This is a genomic window from Nocardia vinacea NBRC 16497 (assembly GCF_000308835.1).
GTDB lineage: Bacteria > Actinomycetota > Actinomycetes > Mycobacteriales > Mycobacteriaceae > Nocardia > Nocardia vinacea.
Genome location: NZ_BAGN01000046.1, coordinates 41,066 through 49,972, shown reverse-complemented (window position 1 = coordinate 49,972; position 8,907 = coordinate 41,066). Strand labels below are relative to the sequence as shown.

The 8,907-nt window shown below is 67.2% G+C and carries 9 protein-coding genes; 3 read left to right on the top strand and 6 right to left on the bottom strand.

All coding sequences use genetic code 11. The features are described from left to right. Both alr and ON44_RS05485 read right to left on the bottom strand, forming a co-directional pair. Positions 1–695: alanine racemase (gene alr, locus ON44_RS05490; RefSeq protein ID WP_040686715.1), on the bottom strand; the 695-nt coding region annotated here is incomplete at its 3' end. Positions 696–885: 190 nt separating this feature from the next. Beyond that, a complete protein-coding gene (locus tag ON44_RS05485) occupies positions 886–2,448 on the bottom strand; it encodes an NAD(P)H-hydrate dehydratase (protein ID WP_051181579.1) in 1,563 nt (520 codons plus the stop codon). Between the two features lie 120 nt (positions 2,449–2,568). Here ON44_RS05485 and ON44_RS05480 point away from each other — a divergent pair, with 120 nt between their 5' ends. Next, positions 2,569–2,988, top strand: coding sequence for a cupredoxin domain-containing protein (locus tag ON44_RS05480; protein WP_083897670.1), 420 nt, complete (start codon positions 2,569–2,571; stop codon positions 2,986–2,988). 127 nt (positions 2,989–3,115) lie between these two features. Here ON44_RS05480 and ON44_RS05475 read toward each other — a convergent pair whose 3' ends face one another. After that, positions 3,116–3,598: a MarR family winged helix-turn-helix transcriptional regulator gene (locus ON44_RS05475; RefSeq protein WP_040686703.1), complete on the bottom strand. Its 483-nt coding sequence runs from the start codon at positions 3,596–3,598 to the stop codon at positions 3,116–3,118. A gap of 139 nt (positions 3,599–3,737) precedes the next feature. Between ON44_RS05475 and ON44_RS05470 the strand changes: the two genes are divergently transcribed. Continuing rightward, positions 3,738–4,937, top strand: a complete 1,200-nt coding sequence (locus ON44_RS05470) for an MFS transporter (RefSeq protein WP_040686712.1) — start codon at positions 3,738–3,740, stop codon at positions 4,935–4,937. 122 nt (positions 4,938–5,059) lie between these two features. Here the strand turns inward: ON44_RS05470 and glmS are convergent, their stop codons facing one another. Continuing rightward, positions 5,060–6,940, bottom strand: coding sequence for a glutamine--fructose-6-phosphate transaminase (isomerizing) (gene glmS / locus ON44_RS05465; protein ID WP_040686702.1), 1,881 nt, complete (start codon positions 6,938–6,940; stop codon positions 5,060–5,062). 36 nt (positions 6,941–6,976) lie between these two features. Here glmS and ON44_RS05460 point away from each other — a divergent pair, with 36 nt between their 5' ends. After that, entirely contained in the window at positions 6,977–7,834 is an 858-nt protein-coding gene (locus ON44_RS05460) for a dienelactone hydrolase family protein (RefSeq protein ID WP_040686701.1), read from the top strand. On the opposite strand, the gene ON44_RS05455 is transcribed toward ON44_RS05460, so the two are convergent. Both ON44_RS05455 and ON44_RS05450 read right to left on the bottom strand, forming a co-directional pair. Beyond that, positions 7,835–8,167, bottom strand: coding sequence for an SbtR family transcriptional regulator (locus ON44_RS05455; protein WP_051181577.1), 333 nt, complete (start codon positions 8,165–8,167; stop codon positions 7,835–7,837). A gap of 335 nt (positions 8,168–8,502) precedes the next feature. Beyond that, positions 8,503–8,886 (bottom strand): hypothetical protein, encoded by a 384-nt coding sequence (locus tag ON44_RS05450; RefSeq protein WP_040686700.1) that lies wholly within the window; start codon positions 8,884–8,886, stop codon positions 8,503–8,505. Positions 8,887–8,907 lie beyond the last annotated feature (21 nt).

Here is an 8,907-nt window from a genome sequence, read left to right as displayed (position 1 = left end):
ATCGCGATACCGGGGCGGACCATATCGAAGGCCAGATCCGGGCGGGTGAGCGTGGCGGCCGAGTTCGCGAGGTGGACCAGTTCCGGCTCGAGGCCGTGTTCCTTGGCGGCGGCTACGGCCTCGACGAAGCGATCGCGCTGGACGTCGAGAAAGGGGTGTTCCGGCTCGTCGGCGTGTGCGAGGTGGGAGAAGATCGCGCGGAACCGCACCACCTGTTCGTCCACCAGCGTGCGCAGGGCCGCGAGCACCGCCGGGTACTCGAGCGGCGCAATGCCGTTGCGGTTGAGGCCGGAGTCGACCTTGAGCGAGACGATCGCAGTCCGGCCGGTGGCGCGCGCCGCGGCATCGATCGACCGCAGGTGCTCCAGTGAGGAGACGCCGATCTCGATTTCGTGCTCGACCGCAGCGCCGAAGTCGGCATCGGAATTATTGAGCCAACACAGGATCGGGGCGGTAATTCCGGCGGTGCGCAACTGCACCGCCTCGGCGACCGTGGTGACCCCGAGTTCCGCCGCACCGGCCGCCAGTGCGGCCCGCCCGACCTCGACGGCGCCGTGGTTGTAGCCGTCGGCCTTGACCACCGCCATCACCGCCGCATCCCCCGCATATTCACGCAGGATCCGCACGTTGTGGGCAATGGCATCCAGATCGATAACCGTCTCCACTTGCGCCTCCACGCTTATTGATCCTGCCATTCGGTGTCTGGCTCGCGCGAGGGCGTCGGTTCATGGCCCAGCGGCGAGGGCCGGGATGGCGGGGCGGCCAGGGCGCTTGGAGGCGAGCGCAGGTACGACTCGGATGCCCCGGACTGCCATCGGTTGCCGAGCCCAGCGCGTCTCGCGGGGTCGTCGATGCGGCAATAAGGGCGGTCCGGGGCAGCGCACGTCACTTCGCCGCAAGCGTGCGCAAAGTGCGGATTGCCGGCCGCACATGGTCGAGGAGAGGTGATGCGGAGGTGGGAGCGGCGGATGGGTGGTTTTCGTGGGCGGCGAGGTTGGCGGCGAGTGCGTGGACGCGGGCGGCAGCGGCGGCGGACCAGCCGGGATCGTAGCCCGCAGCGAGGAGGGCGCCGATGACGCCGGAGAGGACGTCGCCCGCACCGGCGGTGGCGGCCCAGGAACCCCCTGCTTCGTTGACGAGTACCGGGCGCCCCGGCGTGGCGACGAGGGTGGCTCGGCCTTTGAGCAGGACGGTGAGGTGCCAGGATTCGGCGAGGTCGCGGACGGCGGCTACCCGGTCCTGGCCGACCTCGTGCCCGGTCAGGCGGGCGAATTCGCCTGCGTGCGGAGTCAATACGGTCGGGGCGGTGCGGCCGCGGACCAGGTCGGGATCGGCGGCGAGCAAGGTGAGGCCGTCGGCGTCGATGACGACGGGAAGGTCGGTGGCGAGGATTTCGGCGAGCCGTTTGTGGGCGTCGGTGTCGGTGCCCGCGCCGGGGCCGAATACCCAGGACTGCACTCGCCCGGTTGACGAGATGGTCTGGGCGGCAATGACTTCGGGGAAATGATCGAGGACCTCGGCCGCGCCGGTTCCGGCGTAGCGGACCATACCGGAGGTGGCCGCGACGGCGGCGCCGGTGCACAGCACGGCGGCGCCGGGATAGGTCGCGCTGCCCGCGCAGATGCCGGTGACGCCCTGGGTGTATTTGTCGTCGGCGGGTCCCGGAATCGGCCATCGCGCACCGATCTCCGCAGGTTCCAGCGCTGCGAGATTCGGTTGGGGTAGCCGTAAACCGATGGGCACCAATTCGATTCGGCCGCAGTAGGGCGCGGCCAAGGCATGTACCGGCTTGTAAGCGCCGAATGCGACCGTGACCTCGGCTTGGACAGCGGGGCCGGTCACCGCGCCGGTGTCCGGATCGACTCCGCTGGGCAAGTCGGCGGCGATGATCGGAACATTCAGAGCGGCAACAATTTCCGCGGCCATCGGGCGCAGGGGGCTGCGGCCGGAGATGCCGACGATGCCATCGATAACCAGATCGGGTGTACCCAAACTGGTTTCGTCCAGAACTACTGTGCTGCGGCTCGATTCTGTACTGCTCGATCCGGTGGAGCCCGATCCGGCAGTGATCAACCCGGCCGAGCTCGCGTCAGCGGCCCGCGACACGTCCGACACAGTTCGGATCCGACCGCCTGTCTTTCGCAGTGCGGCAAGGCCTTTCGCGTGGGCGCGTTCCGGATTCAGCAGCAGGGCGGTCACGGCGACGCCGCGGCGGCGCAGCATTGATCCGGCCCAGAGCACGTCGCCGCCGTTATCGCCGGAGCCCACGAGCAACAGCACCGACCTGCCCGCGATACCGCCGGTGCGCGCACGCAACTCGCTCGCGACCACCGTCGCCAATCCGTAGGCTGCCCGATGCATGGGCATGCCCTCGGGGACGCGGGTGAACAGCTCGGCCTCGGCCGCGCGCACTTCATCGGCGGTGAAATAGCCTCGCTGGCTGGACATGAACGCTCGCCTCCACTGCGTCGATCGGGCACTGCGGTTCCGCTCGTACGGGATACGCCGAAGCGACAACGCCATGGCGCCGCGCGGGCCCGTACCGTCAGCAGACTACGCTTGGCCGTCATGCCGATGGTGCGCCGCGCGATGTCCACCCGGATCGCAGCCGGGTTCGTCCTGGCCGCGACACTACTGCTGGCAGGCTGCGGCTCCAGCGATACGAACTCGACCGCCGCGTCGACCACTGCGAAGGCCGGCCAGACGACGACCAAGTCCGGCGATTCGAAACCCGCCGCCGTCACCGTCGACGTCACGGATATGAAGTTCTCCCCCGCCGACGTCACCGTCAAGGTCGGCGAGACCGTGACCTGGAAATTCAAGGACTCCGTTCCGCACACGGTCCAGGGCATCGGCGATAAGGCCATGGGCATCAACAGCCCGATCTTCGACAAGGGCGCATGGAGCTACACCTTCTTCGCCCCCGGCACCTACCGCTACCTGTGCTCCCTGCACCCCCAGATGCGCGGCACCGTCACCGTCGAATAGCCGGGCCCGCCCGAGCGCTCTTCGCCACGATCACGGCCCGACCGAATCGGCCTCGCCCCGCCTGTCGACACACTCCGACCTGAGCGCGGCAGGTACATCGCGCTGATCAATCGGTGCGCTGAACCCGCTATGCCTGCGGGATTCGGGTGCCGCGGGCTGCTTTGGTGTTCATCGCTTCGACGGCGGCGACCAATGGGGCCAGCTCGGGGTCGGCGTCGGCTTGGCCCAGGGCGCTGGACAGGGCGGTGTCGTGGGTGGGGCGGGCGCGGGTCAGTAGTTCAAGGCCCGCGGGTGTTACGTCGGTGTAGATGCCGCGGCGGTCGTCGGGGCAGAGGTACCGCTGCAGCAGTCCGCGGTCTTCGAGACGGGTGACCAGGCGGGTTGTCGCACTCTGGCTGAGCACCACGGCTTCGGCGACCTGGTTCATGCGCAGGTGCCCGCCGGGTCCGTCGTGCTGGCGACTGAGCACGACGAGCAGCGAAAATTCGCGCACGCTCAGCTCGTGACCGGATTGCAGGGCGCGTTCGATATGCGCCTCGATCCGATCGTGCAGCAGCGACAGTGCGTACCAACCATCGGCCAGGCCGGTCAGGGCGGCATCCGCGGTCATGGCATTCCTTCTGCGTCGGGGCTCGTACCTCCAGGATAGATGAACGCTGCAATAGCCAGCGTTTGCAATTAAGAGGCGTGTGCAATTATTGTTGACGCCTGTAAAGCTCAGGCGCAACATCACGTGGAGGCTCATGCTCATGCCGCTCGGACTACTCGCCCTGACACTCGGGGCCTTCGGAATCGGCACCACCGAATTCGTCGTCGTCGGGCTGCTGCCCGACATCGCCGACACCTACACCGTGTCGATCCCCACCGCAGGCCTGCTGGTCACCGGTTATGCACTCGGCGTGCTGGTCGGCGCACCGATCATGACCGGATTCGGCACCCGGGTATCCCGCAAGCGCATGCTGCTCATCAGCCTGTTGTTGCTGATCGCGGGCAACGTATTGTCTGCGCTCGCACCGACTTTCGGCCTCATGCTGACCGGACGCATCGTCGCCTCGCTCGCGCACGGCGCCTTCTTCGGCATCGGATCGGTGGTCGCCGGAAGTCTGGTCGACCCGGATCGCAAGGCCGGCGCAATCGCCATGATGTTCACCGGACTGACCGTCGCGACCATCGTCGGCGTGCCGCTGGGCACTCTGCTCGGCCAGCAGTTCGGTTGGCGGCTCACCTTCCTGCTCGTCGCATTGGTAGGCCTGGCCGGTCTCGTCGGCGTCGCCGCGCTGGTGCCCGAACAGCCCGCACCCCACGACGCGCGCCTGCGGCACGAACTCGCCGTCCTCACCAACCCGCAGGTACTGCTCGCAATGGCCATGACGGTGCTCGGCTTCGGCGGTGTCTTCGCGGCGATCACCTACCTCGCACCGATGATGACCGAGGTCACCGGCTATGCGGAGAGTTCGGTCACCTGGCTGCTCGTCCTGTTCGGCATCGGCTTCTTCCTCGGCAATCTGATCGGCGGCAAGTTCGCCGACCGGCATCTGATGCCGATGCTCTACACCACCCTCAGCGGCCTCGCGCTGGTGCTCGCACTGTTCACACTCACCGCGCACAACAAGGTCGCGGCCGCAATCACGGTCGTCCTCATCGGCGCACTCGGCTTCGCGACCGTTCCGCCGCTGCAGAAGCGCGTCCTCGACCAGGCAGGTAGCGCACCGACGCTGGCCTCGGCCCTCAATATCGGCGCATTCAACCTCGGCAACGCGATCTCCGCCTGGCTCGGCGGCGTCGTCATCGCCGCGGGATACGGATACACCTCACCCAACTGGGTCGGGGTCGTCCTGGTCGTGAGTGCGCTCGGTCTGGCGGTCCTGTCGGGCAATCTCGAACGTCACGGTGCCGAAACATCAAGCGAGAAAACCGAATCCCTGGTTCCGGCCGGGCGGCCCTCGTAATCGGCGGCGCTCGCCGGTAACGGCTGTCCCGCCGAACCCAGGTCGCAATCAGCACAGCACCGGCTCTCCGGTGTAAGAAACGGCAGCGGATGCCGTGGTCGCCGAGCGAACCGGCCCTGGCGTTACTCGACGGTGACGGACTTCGCCAGGTTGCGAGGCTTGTCGATGTCGTAGCCGCGCGCCTGAGCTACCTCGGCGGCAAAGATCTGCAGCGGAACAGTTGACAGCAACGGCTGGAAAAGCGTTGGTGCCGAAGGGATCTCGATGAGATCATCGGCGAACGGACGCACCGTGTCGTCGCCCTCCTCGGCGATCACGATGGTGCGGGCGCCGCGGGCCTGGATCTCACGGATATTGCTGAGCAGCTTCGAGTGCAGTACCGCGCGTCCCTTGGGTGAGGGCATGACGACGATCACCGGTAGCCCCTCCTCGATCAGCGCGATCGGGCCGTGCTTGAGCTCACCCGCCGCGAATCCCTCGGCGTGCATGTACGCGAGTTCCTTGAGCTTGAGCGCACCTTCCAGCGCCACCGGATAACCGACGTGGCGGCCGAGGAACAGCACGGTCGGCACATGCGCCAGTTCCCTGGCGATCGCGCGCACCTGCGGCGCGGTCTCCAGCACCTGCTGCACCAGGTGCGGCATCGCCTCGAGTTCGGCGAACTCGCGGGCCACCTCATCGGGATACTTGGTGCCACGCGCCTGCGCCAGGGCCAGCCCCACCAGGTAGTTCGCGGCCACCTGCGCCAGGAACGCCTTGGTGGACGCGACACCGATCTCCGGTCCGGTCCTGGTGTAGAGCACCGCATCGGACTCACGCGGAATCTGTGCGCCATTGGTATTGCAGATGGCGAGTACGCGCGCCTTCTGCTCCTTCGCGTGCCGCACCGCCTCGAGGGTGTCGGCGGTCTCACCCGACTGCGAGATCGCCACCACCAGCGTGGACCGGTCCAAAACCGGGTCGCGATAACGGAATTCGCTGGCCAGCTCGACCTCGACGGGCAGCCGGGTCCAGTGCTCGATCGCGTACTTGGCCAACAGTCCGGCGTGATAGGAACTGCCGCAGGCGACGACGAATACTTTGTCGAAGTCGCGCAGTTCCTGATCGGCGAGGCGCTGCTCGTCCAGCACGATCCGGCCACCGGCCTCGTCGTGGGTGAAGTGGCCGATCAGCGTGTCGGCGACACCGGCGGGCTGTTCCTCGATCTCCTTCAGCATGAAGAAGTCGTGCCCGCCCTTCTCGGCGGCGGCCAGATCCCAGTCGATGGTGAACGGGCGAGTACGCGCCGATCCGTCATTGCCCGCGAAGTCGGTGACCGTGTAGGTGTCGGCGGTGATCACAACGGCCTGATCCTGGCCGAGTTCGACGGCCTCACGGGTGTGCTCGATGAAGGCGGTGACGTCGGAGGCGATGAACATCTCGCCCTTGCCGACACCGACGACCAGCGGCGTCGAGCGACGCGCGGCGACAATGCTGTCCGGGTGGTCGGCATGGGTGAAGACCAGCGTGAACGCACCCTCCAGCCGACGCAGCACGGCCAGCGCGCTCGCCGCGAAATCACCCGCGGTCGGGCCTTCGGCATATGCGCGCGCCACCAGATGCACGGCGACCTCGGTGTCGGTATCACTGCTCAGCTCGATGCCGGCGTCTTCGAGCTCCCGACGCAGCGGGGCGAAGTTCTCGATGATGCCGTTGTGCACGACGGCCACCTTGTTGGTGGTGTCGCGGTGCGGGTGGGCGTTGCGGTCGGTCGGCGCGCCGTGGGTGGCCCAGCGGGTGTGTCCCATGCCGGTGGTGCCCGCGAAGTGCTCGGTCCCGATTTCGGTGAGTTCGGCCTCGAGATTGGCCAGTTTGCCCGCCTTGCGTTCCACCGCCAACACGCCCACGCCATCCAGGATCGCGACGCCCGCCGAGTCGTATCCTCGATATTCCATGCGGCGCAAAGCGTCAACGACAACGCCCAGGGCGTCCCGGTACCCGACGTACCCCACGATTCCGCACATGGCTCACCAGAGTACTTATCGGATAACGTTCACGTCGTGTCGGCGTCTGTGAAATCACTTCTGAGCACCCTGACCAGCCGGGGGCCCCACCGCGTACTGCGCGGCAACCTCGCCATCGCCGGTCAGCCCGGCGTGGTGTTCACCCCGGAGTCCGGACTGAATCTACCCGCGGTCGCCTTCGGCCACGGCTGGCTGACCAGCGCCGCCAACTATCGCGCCACGCTCGAACACCTGGCGTCCTGGGGCTTTGTGGCCGCGGCCCCGGATACCGAGCGCGGGCCGATTCCGTCACATCTCGGATTGGCTACCGATCTGCTCACCACACTCGATATCTGCACCAGCGTCCGGCTCGGCGACGGTGCGATCAGCGTGCATCCGGACCGGCTGGCGCTGGTCGGGCACGGCATGGGCGCGGGCGCCGCGGTGATCGCCGCCGGACAGCGTCGCGTCGCCGCGGTTGCCGCCCTCTATCCAGCGCCGACCGCGCCGTCCGCCGAGACCATCGCACCGGATATCGACACGCCCGCGTTGGTGTTGGCGGGGGCGACCGATATCGAATCGGTCAGTTCGAATGCGATCCCGCTGACCGCCGCGTGGGCCGGGCCGGTGGTACTGCGGGCGATCGACGGGGCGTCGCACAACGGCATTGTCGAAGGGCGTCGCGCGCTGGCGGCGTTGGGGGTAGGCAAGCACGAGGCCAAGACCGCGCGGACGACGCGGGCACTGCTCACCGGGTTTCTGCTGCACAAACTGTTGCGCGATAAGACATATGCGGCGTTTTCCGATCCGGAAGCGGTAATCCCGCACGCCACGGTTGTCGATCCGGAAGCGCCGCGCGACGAGGAGAAGCCGAAGCTCTCGGTCATGCAACTCGCGCAGTTGTTGCGCAAGTGATCATGGCCGGAGGCCGTCGAGCGCGAGTTCGATGAACCGCCGCCAGTCACCGAATCTGTCGCGGCTGATCGTGGCGACCGCGCCGACGATCATATAGAGGTCGGCGACGGTCGCATCCGCGCGAATATTGCCATCGGCTCGGCCCCTGGCCAGCAGTTCCGCGCCGAGTTCGGCCAGGTCGTCGCGTACCGTACCGCGCGGTTCGGTATCGCCGAGCATCGATTCGATGGTCCCGGACAGTGCACGCCCCTGCTCGTGCACTTCGGCGACATGACCGAGGAAACCGGCCAGCGCCTGCCGCGTATCCGGATTCGGCAGGCAGGTGCGGCGCACATGCTCGAGAATCCCGGCGAAACGCTGTTCGGCAGCCGCCTCGTCCCCGCAACTCCCCCCGCGAGCGCTACCAACGCCTCCTGAACCGTCCGGCCGACGGCTGCGGCTCAGCCCTCCTCCACACCGGCCCCGCCAACAAACTCACGAACCCCCTGACCACCGTCCAATGGCACGACCTAACCGACGACGGCCGCTACACCGAACTCCGCGGCTCCCACATATCCGTCCGCCCCACCATCCCCACCGACCTGACCACCCACTTCACCACGTGGATCGACCACGCATCCCAACGCCTCCGCGAAGCCGAAGAAGACCGCTGGTAGGCCGGACAGCCCTCAGACCAGCCAGCTCTTGCGGCGGTAGTACTCGGACTCCGGATCGTCATCCTCGTCGATGGGTGTGACCACATCGTGCGCTTTGCGAGCGGCAATCGACCGCGCGATCGCCTCACGCTGCTCACGAGCCTCCGCCTCCAGACGCTCTCGTTCGGCGCGCGCCTCGACCTCGAGCCGCTCCTTCTCATCCGCCTCGGCCTTTGCCGTCGCTAGCTCTTCAGCGTGGTCTTCCCAGAACTGCCGCATTTCCACGGCGGACTGCTCGGCAAGTTCACGGTCCTTGTCCACGGTGCGCTTGCTGATCTCCTCGAACTCGTCCAGCAGCATCGTCGACCGTCGACGGATCTCCTCGACGATTTGTTCCATCTCGTCCGAATAGTTCACGATCAGACCCCTCCTCGACAG